This window comes from Wolbachia endosymbiont of Protocalliphora sialia (genome assembly GCF_053891855.1).
Genome location: NZ_JAIUJX010000003.1, coordinates 197397 through 213833, shown reverse-complemented (window position 1 = coordinate 213833; position 16437 = coordinate 197397). Strand labels below are relative to the sequence as shown.

Annotated in this window: 15 protein-coding genes, 1 pseudogene and 1 riboswitch; of the genes and pseudogenes, 3 read left to right on the top strand and 13 right to left on the bottom strand. The window is 33.9% G+C overall.

From position 1 onward, the window contains the following. Positions 1 to 48: 48 nt before the first annotated feature. From argS to LB100_RS03000, 3 genes are all read right to left on the bottom strand, one after another. Positions 49 to 1755 carry an arginine--tRNA ligase gene (gene argS / locus LB100_RS03010; RefSeq protein WP_456201390.1) on the bottom strand — a complete coding sequence of 569 codons (1707 nt, stop codon included), beginning with the start codon at positions 1753 to 1755 and terminating at the stop codon, positions 49 to 51. 93 nt (positions 1756 to 1848) lie between these two features. After that, on the bottom strand, positions 1849 to 2523 hold the full coding sequence (locus LB100_RS03005) for a hypothetical protein (RefSeq protein WP_456201388.1): 675 nt from the start codon (positions 2521 to 2523) through the stop codon (positions 1849 to 1851). A gap of 85 nt (positions 2524 to 2608) precedes the next feature. After that, positions 2609 to 3157 (bottom strand): hypothetical protein, encoded by a 549-nt coding sequence (locus LB100_RS03000; RefSeq protein ID WP_456201386.1) that lies wholly within the window; start codon positions 3155 to 3157, stop codon positions 2609 to 2611. 158 nt (positions 3158 to 3315) lie between these two features. On the opposite strand from LB100_RS03000, the gene LB100_RS02995 reads away from it, so the two are divergent. After that, on the top strand, positions 3316 to 3582 hold the full coding sequence (locus LB100_RS02995; RefSeq protein ID WP_019236943.1) for a hypothetical protein: 267 nt from the start codon (positions 3316 to 3318) through the stop codon (positions 3580 to 3582). A 347-nt stretch (positions 3583 to 3929) separates the two neighbouring features. Here the strand turns inward: LB100_RS02995 and LB100_RS02990 are convergent, their stop codons facing one another. Together LB100_RS02990 and ubiE are read right to left on the bottom strand one after the other, a co-directional pair. After that, positions 3930 to 5627, bottom strand: a complete 1698-nt coding sequence (locus LB100_RS02990) for an ABC transporter ATP-binding protein (RefSeq protein WP_456201384.1) — start codon at positions 5625 to 5627, stop codon at positions 3930 to 3932. A 167-nt stretch (positions 5628 to 5794) separates the two neighbouring features. After that, positions 5795 to 6493: a bifunctional demethylmenaquinone methyltransferase/2-methoxy-6-polyprenyl-1,4-benzoquinol methylase UbiE gene (gene ubiE / locus LB100_RS02985; protein WP_264330550.1), complete on the bottom strand. Its 699-nt coding sequence runs from the start codon at positions 6491 to 6493 to the stop codon at positions 5795 to 5797. A 110-nt stretch (positions 6494 to 6603) separates the two neighbouring features. On the opposite strand from ubiE, the gene LB100_RS02980 reads away from it, so the two are divergent. Together LB100_RS02980 and LB100_RS02975 are read left to right on the top strand one after the other, a co-directional pair. Beyond that, complete coding sequence (locus tag LB100_RS02980) at positions 6604 to 7794, top strand: Bcr/CflA family efflux MFS transporter (protein ID WP_456201382.1); 1191 nt, start codon at positions 6604 to 6606, stop codon at positions 7792 to 7794. A 138-nt stretch (positions 7795 to 7932) separates the two neighbouring features. Next, positions 7933 to 9369, top strand: coding sequence for an ankyrin repeat domain-containing protein (locus LB100_RS02975; protein WP_456201380.1), 1437 nt, complete (start codon positions 7933 to 7935; stop codon positions 9367 to 9369). 125 nt (positions 9370 to 9494) lie between these two features. Here the strand turns inward: LB100_RS02975 and LB100_RS02970 are convergent. From LB100_RS02970 to LB100_RS02935, 8 genes and pseudogenes are all read right to left on the bottom strand, one after another. Further along, positions 9495 to 10383: pseudogene (locus tag LB100_RS02970) on the bottom strand (transposase); the annotation flags it as partial. 545 nt (positions 10384 to 10928) lie between these two features. After that, positions 10929 to 11609, bottom strand: a complete 681-nt coding sequence (locus LB100_RS02965; protein WP_456201379.1) for a thiamine diphosphokinase — start codon at positions 11607 to 11609, stop codon at positions 10929 to 10931. Next, positions 11581 to 11865, bottom strand: coding sequence for a SemiSWEET family sugar transporter (locus LB100_RS02960; RefSeq protein WP_017532519.1), 285 nt, complete (start codon positions 11863 to 11865; stop codon positions 11581 to 11583). The genes LB100_RS02965 and LB100_RS02960 overlap by 29 nt, the downstream gene beginning before the upstream one ends. Next, a riboswitch (TPP riboswitch) is annotated at positions 11854 to 11956 on the bottom strand. Its footprint overlaps the gene before it by 12 nt. A 76-nt stretch (positions 11957 to 12032) precedes the next feature. Then, positions 12033 to 12902, bottom strand: coding sequence for an SPFH domain-containing protein (locus LB100_RS02955; RefSeq protein WP_010404803.1), 870 nt, complete (start codon positions 12900 to 12902; stop codon positions 12033 to 12035). Further along, positions 12886 to 13944 carry a M23 family metallopeptidase gene (locus tag LB100_RS02950; RefSeq protein ID WP_456201376.1) on the bottom strand — a complete coding sequence of 353 codons (1059 nt, stop codon included), beginning with the start codon at positions 13942 to 13944 and terminating at the stop codon, positions 12886 to 12888. The genes LB100_RS02955 and LB100_RS02950 overlap by 17 nt, the downstream gene beginning before the upstream one ends. Beyond that, entirely contained in the window at positions 13941 to 14681 is a 741-nt protein-coding gene (locus LB100_RS02945; RefSeq protein WP_456201374.1) for a YebC/PmpR family DNA-binding transcriptional regulator, read from the bottom strand. The genes LB100_RS02950 and LB100_RS02945 overlap by 4 nt, the downstream gene beginning before the upstream one ends. Before the next feature lie 7 nt (positions 14682 to 14688). Beyond that, entirely contained in the window at positions 14689 to 15366 is a 678-nt protein-coding gene (gene bamD, locus LB100_RS02940) for an outer membrane protein assembly factor BamD (RefSeq protein WP_264330555.1), read from the bottom strand. Between the two features lie 67 nt (positions 15367 to 15433). Beyond that, positions 15434 to 16372, bottom strand: a complete 939-nt coding sequence (locus LB100_RS02935) for a hypothetical protein (protein WP_456201372.1) — start codon at positions 16370 to 16372, stop codon at positions 15434 to 15436. Positions 16373 to 16437 lie beyond the last annotated feature (65 nt).

The window sequence follows — 16437 nt, the reverse complement described above, 5'->3', positions numbered from 1 at the left end:
ATCTTACTTTGTTAATCTGTCAGATCAAGTCTAAACTATTACAAAAAATTAACACATCTCTTCCAAGGGCTCTATATTGAAAATAGAAAGTCCAGAAGCAATGACGTATGCTAAGGCTTGGACAAGAAATATTCTTGCAGCGGTGAGGTTTAAGTTATTCTCCAGTATAAACCGCATATTTAAATCACTTTTGCCATATCCCCATAAAACGTGAAACGCTTCTGCAACTTCAAGTAAGTAGAAAGTGATTCTGTGTGGCTCATAGAGCCTTGCCGCTATTTCTACCACATCTGGCCACTTTGCTAAGATTTTTATGAGGAAGAGCTCCCCATCGGTCTTTAAAAGTGAAGGATCTGCTGTTGGGAGCTCTTTTGGAGCATTACGCATTAACGAATGAGCACGGGCGTGCGCATATTGCACATAAAAAATAGGGTTGTCTTTTGATTGTTCTTTAACTTTAGCAAAATCAAAGTCCAAGACCATATCATTCTTGCGTGTCAGCATTATAAAACGAGTGATATCCCTGCCAACTTCCTCCACTACATCTCTTGCTGTTAGGAAGTTTCCTGATCTTTTGGACATCTTAACAGGTTTTTCATTCTCGAAAAAATTCACAATATTATGCAGTTTTACCTCTATTTTTGCTTGATCATCACTGAGCGCAGAGACGACTGCTTTTAGCCTTTTGACATAACCACCGTGGTCACTCCCAAGCTCTACGATCATATTGTTAAAACCACGCGATATCTTATCAAAATGGTAAGCGATATCTGAGGCAAAATAAGTCCAGCTACCATCCTCTTTTTTTAGTGCGCGGTCAACATCATCACCAAATGTTGTAGAGCGAAATAACATTTCTTTTCTAGAAGTCCAACTTTCACTTTCTTTGCCTTTTGGTTTCTCCAAGTATCCTTCATACACAAGACCCTTATCAGATAATATCTTTATACTCTCTTCGATTTTGCCACTTTTTTGTAGCTCATACTCTGAAGTAAAAACATCATGATTTACTCCTAGCAAGCTCATGTCTTCCTTTATGATTTCCAAGATAGAATTTAAAGTATATTCTCTAATTATTTGATTATCCTCCTCTTCTCTAAGCTCCTTGCCATATTTTTTAGCTAGCCCCTCCCCTATTGGTTTTAAATATTCACCTGGGTATAAACCTTTTTCGATGCTAATTTTTTCTCCCAGAGCTTCCTTATACCGCAAATATACTGACCGAATTAGCGTATCTATCTGCGCTCCAGCGTCATTGATATAGTACTCCTTAGTAACTTTATAACCAACTTTTTTCAATAAATTTGCCAGAACGTCACCAAATACTGCCCCTCTTGCATGACCAATATGTAGTGGCCCAGTTGGATTTGCAGATACAAATTCAACATTGACAGCTTGGTTATTTCCAATATTTAGAGTGCCAAACTCTGTTTTTAGCTCATTTATTTGTTTTAAAATTCCATGCCACACTTCTATTTTTAAGTGCATGTTGATGAAACCAGGGCCTGCTATTTCCACTTTTTCAACTTCATCAAAAAGTTCAAACTCTTTAGCTAAAACCTCTGCGATTTCAATGGGATTCTTCTTTTCATGTTTTGCAAGCACCATAGCAACATTTGTATAGATATCACCATGCGCTCTATTGCTTGGAGGCTCTACAATAAAATTTGCCGCACTTGTATTTATGACACCCCTTTGCTTCAACTTATTTAATTTGCTGGAAATTAGAGAGGAAACCTGCTTGAAAATGTTCATTCACCACACTGCTATAGAATCTATATCAGTATAACGGATAAGTTGGGGAAGTTGAAGGGCTATCTTAACTATTTCACCTTCCTGGATCAGAGTTTATATTAAGTCGTTGCCATAACCATGGTGAGAGAAAGCCATACCTTCGCTGTAACCAAGATCATTATTATCAGTCTCAGGTTTCCCTAGTTCATTCTCAGTCTCAGGTTTCCCTAGTTCATTCTCAGTCTCAGGTTTCCCTAGTTCATTCTCAGTCTCAGGTTTCTCTAGTTCATTCTCAGTCTCAGGTTTCTCTAGTTCATTCTCAGGATCAGGTTTCTCTAGTTCATTCTTAGTATCAGGTTTCTCTAGTTTATTCTTAGTATCAAGCTCTTTCCTCAGTTCATCCTTAATAGTTTGTTTTAGATCATCCTTAGTATCATCACTAATCTTAAACTTAAGACTTTTCTCTAGTTCATTCTTAATACTTTCTTTTATCTCATTCTTAGTCTTATCACTAATCTCAAACTTAAGACCTTTTTCTAGTTCATTCTTAATATTTTCTATCAGTTCATTTTTAGTCTTATCATTAATCTCAAACTTAAAACATTTTTTCAGTTCATTCATAGTCCTGTCATCAATCTTACACTTAAGATCTTTACCACATTTATCATGAATCAACTTACTCTTATTGACTTTACAATCATCCAACTTTGTAAACAAATTAACTCTTACCATATCATTTACAGAACATATATTAGTTGGCATTGGATGAGGATAGGCACTTTTAAACATAAAATAACTCCATCAGTAAATAAATTTATCAAACAATTAAAAATAGAATAATGTGCGTACTAACAATACACACATTGTATTACTTTTATAGAAAATAAATATTTCCTTCTGCTGGTGTATTGTAGGTAGAAAGAAAGGCTGCAGCACTTTGAGAATCTACTATAGAACCGTTTATTACTTCTACACATTTATCACATTCAGAATTGTCTTCACAGCTACCCGCAAGTTTACCATCTACAACCTTAAGATTATTTTTAGAATTCTGAATAATCTTTGCACACTCTTTAAACTTGTAGCCTGTTGGATCTTTGGTCTTAACATCAAGGATATCATCAGTTATTGGGTTAACCGTTATTGCAAGCTTTGAAAAATCAACGACTGTTTTAGATTCAGGTTCAGGTTTAACTTGTGGACAAGGTGGACAAGCAGGAGCAGGTGGACAAGATGGTATATTTATATCGGGAAGCTGTATATTTAACTCAAGTCCATTATCGTACGGGTTAAATCGATTATAGTCAGATGGATCAAAGTTATGACACCATGGATTGAATTTATGATGATGCCGTGGATCAATCATCAAGCTCTTACGTGCGGAAGTACAAGGGTCTATACATGAAGAAAAATTGTAAGTCATAAAAATCCTAAAAAAATAACTATCTTACTATTATAAGATACAAAAGTTAAAGATTTCATAACTTCAAGGTTAAAATTAGCATATACAAATACAATACATTTAAAATACGACTTTAACATAGGAGATATTGAAACTAAAAAGCTTTGCCACAGCAAATAATGCTAAGATTTCAAGAAAAAGCTGTCAGTAGTCAAATTAGTTGTGTTAATTTTGGTAGAACTGCTATAGCCACTGCAAATGACAAGCAAGCATCTGTTTATTATATTTTTAAGCAAAATGTGAAGCACATGGTTTCCCATGTGCTATTCGAAGTACGTGTAGCAAGAGTGGCAGCACATATATTTGTAAGTGATCCAAACTTAGCAAAAATAATCAAATGTTTCACAATAAGGGTTATGATATATGTCATAATGGCTATTATATGAGTTAAAATGATTATGGCACGAATTAGTAGCACAAGGTACAAATGTAGGTGGACAAGATTGTGCACAATTCGATACTGGTGCTTGTAAAGCTGTTGGTAAATTATAAGGCATATTTAATATCGGTGCTTGTAAGCCTGATACTGGCAAATTATAAGCTGTGTTCGATACTGGTACTGGCAAACTATTAACCATAGATTGTAGTTTTGGTAGACTATTGTAAAACATAACGATCCTTAAAAAATACTATGATATTATTATAAGCTAAAATAATTAATAAAATAATAATTTAGATACTAAATTCAGCATAACAACCAACAAGTATGACTCAAATTTTCCTTCAGTTTTTACTATATCTTCGCCAATTTTGCATACAGCCCATCTTTACTCATTAGAGAATCATGAGTACCGACTTCTTCCACTTTCCCGCAATTAATCACTATAATCTTGTCAGTTTTGAGTGCGGTTGATAGCCTGTGTGTAATTATAATTGTTGTTCTATTTTGCATTAATTTACTCAGTGCTTTTTGCACTAGGTTCTCACTTTTATAATCAAGAGCAGAAGTTGCTTCATCAAGTATTAAAACCTGAGGGTTTTTGAGTATGGCCCTTGCTATTATAATACGTTGTTTTTGTCCTTCAGAAAGTTTCAGTCCTCTTTTTCCTACAAATGTATCAAATTTATCCGGCAGCTTATCAATAAATTCCATTGCATACGCACTGATAGCTGCTTGCCTGACTTCCTCATATTCAGCACCCGGTTTGCCGTATAGTATATTTTCCATTATTGAGCAAGAAAATATCATGTGATCTTGTGGCACTAAGCCAAACAACGATCTGAGGTCATTTAGCGCAATTGATTTAATGTTGTGCCCATCAATAGTAATGCTACCTTTATTTGGATCATGAAAACGGAGCAGAAGTTTTAAAATGGTGCTCTTGCCGCTGCCAGATGGTCCAACAATTGATACTGATTGGCCTGCCTCTATAGAAAATGATACGTTATTTAATGCTGGCTTATCAGCATAAAAAAATGTTACATCGTTAAACGCAATTTCTTTTTGAATACTATTAATTCTTATAAGATTATCACTATCTAATATAGAGCTTTTCATATTTTTAAATTCAAATAAACGCTCTACTATTCCAAGACCTCGTTGTAAATCACTGATATTATCGCTCAAATTATTTATAGCTCCTGCCGCAAGCGCTGAATAAAACACAAATGAGGAGAGTTCTCCAATGGTCATATTATTACTTAAGACTTCTTTTATTCCAAAAAAAAGCAAAATAACTAGCGAACCTATCACACACGTGATAACTAGAGTTACTAAAATAGCACGCAAGAGTACTAATTTTACGTATGATTTTGATACTGAGTTTAGATGTTTCTGAAAACGAATTTTTTCACTTTCTTCTAGTACAAATGATTTAATGGTTACTATAGATCTAAAATTTTCCTCACTAAATGATGCAAGCTCACTTAATTTATCCTGAGCAAAGCGTGCATAATTGCGAACTTTTTTTCCAAGTGAAGTCATGATAATGAGCAGTATGGGTATTATTGCAGCTGCATATGCGGTTAAATGTAGATTTGTGTATAACAGCATTGCAACACTACCAGTCAGTACCACAAAATTCCTCAATATTGTCAATAAGCTGCTGTTTATTATCGATTGCAATGCAGAGGTATCAGTAATGAGTGCTGAGATAACATCTTGCACACCTGTATTCTCAAAGAAACTTGGTTGTAAATCAGTAATACTGCTATATAAGTCATATCTGATTCTTGCGACAACTTTTTCGCTGCCAATGCCAATGAAATATAGCCGAATAAATGCAGTGAAAGAAATGCCTAAAACTATCAGTATTGCAACTACAAGCTTGGTAGTAAAGTTATGCTCTGCGCCAGAATCAATTATGTTGCTTAAGCCCCTACCAAAAAGAAGAATCGTTAAAGCTGAAAATAGAACTGCAATAAAAGCTACGGTAAAATAATGTAGACTAGGTTTTATATAGTAAAATAGCTGCTTAATGTTAGATCGCATTTTATTTTAAAGTTAAGTATTTAGCTTCAGGAAAAAGTTACAATATTAGTCTACAGTGTACTTCGTTAGAACAATACGTTCAAGAAACTTTAGCTTGATTTCTACTCAAGGAAAAACGCTGCGAAATTACAGAAAGTTAGCAAAAAAACTACTGAATAGACCAGAGTTTATTTTGTTCCAATGTGTAACGCCACTATTCCATAGCTCATATTATAGAACTCAACATTCTTAAAGCCTACCTCTTCAATTTCCATTTTAAAATTAGTTTGAGTTGGAAATTCTCTTATGCTTCTTACTAGGTATTCATAAGAACCCTTATCTTTAGCAACTATGCTACCAATTTTAGGAATTACTTTAAATGAGTATAAGTCATAAAATTTGGTGAATATCTCATTTTGATAATGCATAGGGGCAAATTCCAAGCAGACAAATTGTCCATTTGGCTTTAGTACCCTATATGCTTCACTTAAAGCCCTCTTACGGTCGGAAAAGTTTCGAATACCAAAAGCTACTGTATAATAATCAAATTCGGAATCTTCAAATGGTAAACTCTCTGCATTTGCACATACCCAATTGAAATTTAGCTGATTTGAATTTATAGCTTTATCACGCCCTTTGTCCAGCATGTTTTGATTTATATCACATACTGTAACTTGAGCACTTGGCTCCCCTCTTGCTATTCTTATAGCTATATCTCCTGTTCCTCCAGCAATATCCAAAACCTTGGAGTGCTTTTTAAAATTCACACTACTTACCATCTTCTCTTTCCATAGCCTGTGCATTCCAAGGCTCATTATATCATTCATGATGTCGTAGCAATTTGCTACAGAATCGAAAACCTCTTTAACTAGTTGTGATTTATCCATATTTTATATAGAGATTGCTTACATAATTATTTTAAACTTTAGCAGTTAAATTAATATACTAATGAGAAAAATATACTACAATTAAACATATTTAATCCAGTAAATCATTAGTGTCGACAGCTTTTTCACAAAATATCATCTCCCTTATTATGATATTATCTGTAGCAGTTGTTGATATGGCAACAGACTTATACTCAGTTGCATTGCCAAGTATTGCCAACTATTTTAAGGTGAAAGGTAATATAGCGCAGCTTACGATCAGTTTAAATTTAGTAGGAATTGCAATATCTGGATTAATTTATGGCCCATTGTCAGACTATTATGGCAGGCGCCTAATAATGCTGATTGGTATGACAATTTTTACTTTAGCAAGTATTGTATGTTGTATAGCTGATAATATTATACTTTTAATATTAATCCGGTTTATACAAGGGGCTGGAGCTGGTGTTGCAGGCGTTGTCGGATATGCAGCAATCAGGGATATGTACTCAGGTAGTGAATACTCAAGAGTAATCTCAAAGTTAAATATGATAGTAGCACTTTCACCTGGAATAGCTCCAGTGGTAGGCAGTTATATAATTTCACATGGTTATAGTTGGAAGTTTTTGTTTTTTATCATATCACTTGCCGCAATTATTATGCTCATTTTTATTTACTTGAAGCTACAAGAAACGCTGACCGTAAATAAAAGTAAAGCCAGTATTAATATCTTCAAGCAGTATATATTAATATTTAAGAATTATCGTTTCCTTGGGTTTTCAGCCATTCATGGATTAACTTTCATGTGGCTTTGGGCATACATTGCTAACTACCCGTTCATATTTGAATCAATGGGCGTTGAAGTACAATATTTTGGCTATCTCATATCAATCATAGTTATATTTTACATAATTGGAACTTTAATTAATAGAAGGTACGTACCAAAAATAGGAGTGAGCAAGATGTTAATAATAGGTTTGGTATTACCGATGATATCGGATGGTTTATTGGTATATTTTTATCTCACAAACAAGTTAAGTGTACTTATTCTTCAAGTTCTTTGGATTCCGAGCAATATCGGGCTTGCACTCGTAATCAGCAATAACGTAACTTCTGCTTTAGAAACAATCAAGGGTATAGGGCTTGGTAGTGCAGTCCTCTCATTCTGCAATATGATGTTTGGAGCTATTGGAATATATATAGTAGGGAAATTTTTTCGTTATGGTATTTTACCGAATTTACTGTTAACAGTTGCATGTTCTATAATTGCAATTCTTATATATAGTTTACTTAAATATACTGAAAAACACAGAGAAGGCTGATTACAATAGATTTCTTATATAACCTTATGAAGGTGTAATTTCGGTATGTGGCGCTGGCATCCAGAGAACTTTATCTGCAGAGTTCATTGATTATTAGCAACTGTACCATGATAATACAATTTCTATAGAAAAGTGCAGATGAGTGGCAATTTTATTGATTACACACATTTTAACAGCTCCCTAAATCAGGGTGAGAAAGTTCGATTAGCTGAAAAGACTCACAAAGTTAGGGAAATCTTCTTAAAATATATCAGCAATGATGTTCATAATATGTCAGTTGAGGTTCTTAACACCTATGATTTTGGAAAAGAATATAATGATATATTCAAACAACCAAACAGTATTCATGTACAATTTGGAGATGTTGGAGATAAAGTATTAATTTACTCATGGCCTCGTTACAACGAGTTTGATGAAAGTAAATGGAAAAATTTTCTATCACAACTAACAAAGGATCATAATCTAAAATTTATTGGAACTGGGCCACTTGAGTTTAAATATGAAGGTTTTAATTACAGTGTGTATCCTCCAGCTTTCAACTTTTCACAAAAAGAAATATCTTCAAGACAAATCAATAAAGTTTATACCCTTTTCAAAGCGACAATTTCTGATGATTATAAAGATTATGAACCTTTAGCTTTCAGCTTTTCACAAGAAGAAGTAAATAAAATTATAGAAAATATTAAAAGATCTCATAAGTCAATAAAAAAGCAAGTCATTGACCATTACCAATCATCAGGAAAAGATTTTGTTAAAAATGATTTAGACTTCATAAAGATTGGTACCGATATAAATAATAAAACAAGATTTAGTTCTGTAATATATTTTAACAAACCCAATGGTGTTAATGAAATTAAATTAGAATTATATAAAGCGACTCCCTTACACTTATTTGCTAAGCTTGGGGACAGTTTTTTTCAGCAGCTAGAAAATGATCTAGATAAGGGGGCAGATGTTAATGCAATAGATGAAAGTGAAAAGACCCCTTTACATTATGCTGCTAAAAATGGTCATATAGAAATAGTAAAAATTCTATTAGCAGTAGACGGAATCGATATCAATGTAAAAGACAAGGATGAAAAAACTCCTTTTGATTTAGCTAAAACAGAAGAAATAAAAGCTCTATTATTACAAATCATAGAAAAAACTGATGACAGTTCAGCATCGACAGATAGTGAAGGAGATCAAGAGGAAGATACTGAGCAAGAAGGTAATGTGCAACCAGTGATACAAGTAGAGGAAAAATCACAGGAAATCATTGTAGAAGAAGTCAGTGATGTACAAATTGAAGATGCTGATAATGGACATTCTATTGACATAGCACTTACACAAAATGGTGTTAATCCACGAAGTGAATCATCAACAAATGAAGAACAGCCGAGCTCTTTTTTTGATAATTTGCTTAATATAATTATGAAGCCCTTTTCTTTAATTGCATCATTTTTTGGTGGTTTTTTTTCATGGTTGTTTGGATCTGATGAATCATCAACTGAATCTGATCAAATAATTGCACCGAGTAACTCAGGAGGAGAGGAGCTAAAAAACTATCAAGAGAGTGACAATAATATTATATAATAGATTTCTTGCATAACTGAAGTGCAAAGAAAAATCAGCTTCAAGTGAACCCCTTATTGTCATTCAAATAGCTGACACTGGAATGGCTTTATTGCATCACTCTTCGGATAATAGGTAACGTGGAATGAAGCTATCTCAAATTTAGCCATGCCTATATCAGTAATTTTGTTAAGCAAATAACACTTGAGCTCTCTCACGATTAACCTCAGATTTGTTTCTAAAACTAAACCAAAATGTTTGCTTCAGTCGCGAGAAAAAACTTTCTATATAAGATCTCTTCCCATAATTTATCTCTTTTTTCCACCTCTTCATACCATCTTCATCATATGACTTTATGAGCTTGATTGTAGAATTTCTCTCATCCATATAATCCAACTTTGGATGCTCTACTGCATTATTTTGCGGAGGAATCCTTGTCTTTATGTCAAGCTCATCGCACAGTTTGTATAACTTCTTTCGATCTGTCTGCATATAGTGTGCTTATATTATATTAACATCAATCCTTGCAATAAGATCACATGCTCCATAGTGGTCAGAATAAACTCCACCACTGTATTTTGCTGCTATAACTTTTTTGCTACCTATCTCTAGCATTACATCTTGTTTGCTCATAGCGGCGATACTTTCTATCTGTACCATTTGCCTTGCTATGACCTGGAATATTATTGTACTATCTATGGCAATCTCAATATCTTCTGTATTATTTTTATCATGTCTTCAATTTTGATGTTAAGTTTTTTAAGCCTTCTTGAGGCCTGTAATAACTTGCAAGTTTTGCTCAAGGTACCCTGCTATAAATCCCGCTGTTTGTCTCAGACCTATTCTAAATAAATAAGTTATTATGTGAACCAGAATCACGACCTTATCGCTATAAATATAGTTGCCAACAGCCATTTTTGGACCTTTTTCGTACCAATTTTCTATGGCATCATTGACGTAATAAAAAATATTTCCCCTCTCTTGGAGAAATTTGTTATATTCATGGCAGTTACTGACTCTCATTTTTTGTGGCATATTTTTCTTTAGTAGGTTAAATGCTTGTCTTATAGTGAATTTTGTCAGTAACTGCCAGCTCTTTTTATTTGACCTATGCAACCACTGGAATCTAGGAATTTTAGGTACAAAAGTAATCCTAAGTTGATGAGATTAACGAAAAGAGTGGATTACAGCGTCACACGCTGGAATGACACCTACTTTTTTCAGTGATCCATTTCTTATCATCCAAGTGGCCCTTGTCATTCAAGTAGCCGCGCTGTAGAATAAAATTTTTTATTTTAATGAAAAAATTGCTTCCGCATACTCAAGATGCCATTATAATGATAGTAGAGATATTTAGAGAGCTCAAAATCTATCTCGGTCTGCAGACCTTTTAACCAATTTTTCAATAAAAATTCAGCCACATCTGTTGTGTGTACATTCTGAATCTTTTTTATACAGGAGGATTTTATGTCCAGAATTCCAGATATTTGACCTTTACTTTAGCTAATAACAGGCGCCTGTAGTTTTTAGAATTAGTGTTAACACGGTTTTTCTACTTTTTTTTTTCTTAATGTTTTAACTCAATACACACCATCATCATTTACTGCTTCTAAATATATCATTGCTAAACACACGCCGCTGTGTATTTCTATAGATAACTCATTGCCTAAACTTCGATTAAAGCAAGAATTCTTTCCTGGAAAAGCAAGGTTACTAAGGTACAGTTCCCATTGTAATCCTTTAGTTGATATTTGAGCTTTCGGTATACCAAGTAAGGACATTTTAGTATTTTTTAGCAAAGAGGAAAAATAGGTAATACCCTTTTGTAAGGCGTACCCCACCATGGAAGGCGAAGGCATATAAAAGATACTATCTGTACTTGAAAAAAAGTTAATATTTTGTAGTATATGATCAATTGCTCCTCCAGTAATACCCGTTACTATTGATGGCAATAACTTTACTGTTTTTAAGTGAGCCATTGCTTTAGAAAAGTCGCAATAATCTTGATCAGGTAGATATACTGTATTTAAATTAGCACGTAAATTCGGATTTATACTATCCAAATCTCCTATTACAAGATCAGGTTTTACGCCAATTGATAGAAGCTTATTTGCCCCTCCATCTACAGCAATAACAGGTATATCTTGTTTAAAAAACGATGAATCAGGTATTTCTCCATTTAATATTACAATAGAACGATATTCTTGCTCCACGCTACAATGTAGCATATGGTTATAAAACGCTTCGTGCAGTTTTTGCATCGTAGTAACATTTTTGAACAATTGATATTATACTGATCACTAATCCAGCAATATTACTGAGTATCACAAAAGTTAAACCCTGACAAATACCGTAAATAAGCCAAGATGATGAACAAATAAGATAATTCACCAACATTAGCATCGATACGTCACGAGTAAGTTTTGTGATATATGCTCTATATACTTGAGGCAATAACCCAATAAGAGATGTAATGAACGCGATGAAGCCAAAGCATTCTTCAATATTTATATACATACATTTTCCTACGTTTGTTTTAACAAGATCAGGTTCAAAGGGTTGTACTTTATGTACTCTCAGCTTTTTTAGAGCACCCCTAATGCGTGTAATTTATAACATCATTTAGTCTATTAATCAAGAAATTAACAGTGACTTGCATTCATGAAACCCAATCGGCTTCTATGCTAATTATTATCCAAACTAATAGTCGGCTGTGCATCCTGCTCAGAGATCAGAGCAACTAGCAAATTGTTTATCAATTGAACCTTTTGTTTTCCATCCAATTGTAAGCTTTTATTTTTTTCAAAATGGGCTATTACTTCTTCGATAATTCCTATTGCATTTTGCACTATATGCTTTCTTGCAGAGGTGATGGCATGCGCTTGTTGACGCCTCAGCATTGCTTGTGCAATCTCAGATGAATAGGCCAAATGCGATATTCTTGCTTCTGCAATTTCAATTCCAGCAATATTCAATCTTTGTTGTAGCATTGATCTCAATTCATTTGAAATTTTATCAGAATTTTTACGCAAAGATTCCTCATCGTTTTCGCTATCATACGGATAATTACTTGCCAGTTCTCTAATTACCGAGTCACTTTGCACAAAAACAAAATCATGATAATTATTAACATTATAATATGCCTTCGCAGGACTGCTCACTCTCCAAACAATTACTACTGAAATCTCTATCGGACTTCCATTAGCATCATTAACTTTAATTTTTTCTGTGTTAATATTCTGAAATTTCAGAGACACTCTATATTTACTCGAAAACGGAAGCGTTACGCATATTCCAGACTTAAAATAAGTTCCAATATAATGACCAAAAAACTCTATCACTCTTGCTTCATTAGGGTCATTAACGAAAAGTGCCTGAAGAAAAGTCAAAATTGAAACAGCAGCAACTCCAAGTGCAATTGTGCTGTCATACACAAAAAGTACCAATAAAATTAACCCTAGCGCTATTAGTACAGGAAAAGCCTGAATTTTACTTAGATTTCTATCACTTATCGTATTTTTATCTGTGCTGTCTTTATCAGATTGCTTTTTCACTTGCACCCTCTCTGCTGATTATTTCATCTACCTTACTTACAAATAATTTAAACTCTCTTAATTCACGATCAGGCAACTTTATCTCATTGCCATGAGCTATCGTAAGCGGATCAATATGTTTACCATTATATATAACTTCATAATGTAAATGAGGTCCTGTTGCAACACCAGTGCTGCCGACATAAGCAATGATCTGCCCCTGCTTTACTTTAGAGCCTAACTTTATATCGCTACTAAATTTGCTTATATGTGCGTAACAAGTTGAATATTCATTTTTGTGTTTTATTTTGATGTAATTTCCATAGCCACCATTCTTTCCTATATATTCTACCACACCCTCTGCAGCAGCATATATGGGACTGCCAAGCTTAGCTGCATAATCTACTCCTTTGTGAAAAGCAATTTTACCGCGAACAGGATGCTTTCTATTACCAAATTTCGAAGATATACGAAAATCTCCGTTTAAAGGATTTACAAAAATTTCGCTACTCTTCAAGCTTACCCCCTCTTTATTAAAATACACTTCTTTTGCTTCTTGTGACTCATAATGATACAAGCTAATGACCTTTTTATCTGTTGTCAGTGAAGTATATAAAATTTTTTCTTCGGCCTTCTGATTACTGAGTGATTTTTCACACAGCACCTCCAATTTGCTTTTGGGCACAATGTCTTTTTTAAAATCTACACCATAACCTTTATATATGTCGATTAATCTCATTACTGTATTTGGCGCCAAACCTTCTGCGTCAAAAAAAGAGGATTTTATGTCACTGGATATGAATAACAACTTTCTATCACTTTCTGTCACCAAAGCAGCTTTTTTTTTCCTGATCCCGTGCTGAAGTAACGCTGGAAAGTGGTTTAGGTTGCTTTCTGTTATTCCAGTGCTTGAACAGTTTTTTAATCGAAAATGTTGTATAGCGTGCTGTTTACAATCAATTTCCAGTGTCTGGGCACTGGAATGACAATAGTCTTTCTGCGCAAATGTTTCAGTTGCATATGCTGGTAAAATACAAAGCAGTGGAAGTATTACCAGCCTCATAGTTTATCAGCAAAAATAAAATTACCTTCAACATACTGCACATCATCATTATCTTCTAGCTCTTCAACTAATATAGATAATTTATCAATTAATTCTTTGTCGCTAACTTCAATCAGGTCCTTTGGTTGCCATGAAAGACGAGCAAGTTCTGGTTCTCCAAATTTTGTATAGAAAGCATCACGCACTCTACCAAAATCTTTCACTTCACAAGTTATAACATATAATTCTTCCTTGTTATTTTCCTCAACATTCAATACTTCTAATTCAATTCCATAGTTAAATAAATCTTCAAAATTTATACCCTCTGCTTTATAGACAATTAAGCCTACATGATCGAAAAGGTAACTCACACATCCTGTTTCTCCCAAATTACCGCCTTTGCGAGAAAAGATATAACGTATCTCAGAAGCAGTTCGGTTGCGATTATTTGTCAGAGCATGGACAATAAGTGCAGCACCAGAAGGTCCGCAGCCTTCATATTGTATTTCTTCATAACTTTCTCCAACAACGTTACCAGCTGCATTTTTTATTGCTGTTTCTATTTTATCTTTTGGTAGATTTTCCTTTCGCGCAGCAAAGATAGCAGAGCGAAGACGTGGATTGAGTTCGGGATCAGGCAGCCCTTGTTTTGCAGCAACTGTTATTTCCCTAATGAGCTTCGTAAATTTTTGCGAGCGCTTTGCATCCTGAGCACCTTTTCGATGTTTTATATTTGAAAACTGTGAATGACCAGCCATAAGAAAACTAATTCACCCCTTCTGCTAACATATTTTCATACTGCTCAGCTTCTAAGTCAAGGCCAAGAGCTAAGTGAGCTGTTATTAAATAACTAATAACTCTAGAAGAATATTTATCGCTTATCATATTTTGAAAACGCTTAATTGCTGCTAAATATTCACCACGCTTTAGGTAAAATTCACCAATAGAATACTCTTTTTTTGATATATGTTCTGTGATTAATTTTTCTTTTTCTTTGATCTCTTCTATATATTCGCTATTCGGAAAAAGATTAATATACTCAGTAGCTAGCTCTAAAGTTTTATATGCAATTTGTTGCCCAAGCTGCACTTTATTAATTTGCATGTAATAAGATAATACTCTTAAGTAATATACATATGGCAAATCTTCACCATTTGGATAAACGTATATATAATCATCCATATCACTTGCAGCACTGCTGTAGTTACCCATATTATAGTAAGAAACTCCAGATAATAATTTTGCTTTCATTGCCCAATAAGATAAAGGATACAAATCCTCTATCTTTTGAAATGCTCTAATAGCTTGCTTATATTTTTTCTGATCATAAAGCTTAACTGCCTCCTCATATAGTTCAGTTTCAGTGTGTTCCAGATCATTCCCATACGACTGCACAAAGGAGCAAATAAGGAGAAAAAAGCATATGATTAAAGTCTTATACATAAGATTTTTTTTGATCAAAATAAAGTATAGACTAAATATTACCTAAATAAACAAATTTTTGGCATTATCATCGAGCAAAAACCTGCCCTTTCCCTATATTACCTATACCAGCACCTGTTGGAACACCTTTTCCACTCACTTCTACGTTCTCTAGCTTTCTAATATAAGAATGTATGATCAATCCACTTCCGACCATCAAAAGAGCAATACCTACCAGACCTAAAGCAGGCCCAACAGCAGATGATGCTAATGCTACTTCAGAAATCAACATTATCCTCCTAATTAGTAATAAAGAAGAACCAGCAAGCATTAACTTAGCTGTAGACATATTGCTTGTCTTTTTTTCAAATTTCTCATCAAAGCCTTGCTCTTTTTCTAATTCAGAATTTTTATTTTTCTTGTACTCACAATAGCAAAAAGTAGCACTCGCTACAAAGTAGAATATACTAGAAATTGAAAAAGCTACGTCTTCTATTATTCCTTGTGCCAATGCTTCGCTTACTATGCTAGCCACAATAACTAATGTAACTAAAGCAGCATCAGCATAGTTACAGTAATCATCAACTGTATAAGGAATGTCTCTCTTTTCTTTTTCTCCATCTTCAATATTCTCCAACTCTCGTTCTTTTTCTGCTATTTTTCTATTATTATAAATTAAATATAGCGTGCAAATAAGAGATAAGACTGTGAAAGGTAATATAGTATGGCCTAATGAGCTGCTTATAAGGCCAAGTAATACCTGATCGCTACATGTTTTTTCGAGCTCAATTGCCATCAATAATGCAAATGGAACCATTGTTACCAATGATACACATTTCCTATGTAGCTCTCTTTTTTTTAGTGTTAATAGTTCTTGTTCGAGCTTTTTGCTTTTTTCTTCCTCTCTTTCTTTTCTGACTTCTTCATCAACTGTTGGCCAAAAATCCCAGAAAAAATCTTCCATTTTAGCACCTTTTTTACCTTTGGATCTTTTTAAAAAAAACTTAGTGCCTGTAATACTAGTCATATGAACAGACCAACTTATGAACTAATACATTATATAGGATTTTAATTACTAAGTCAATGTTATGA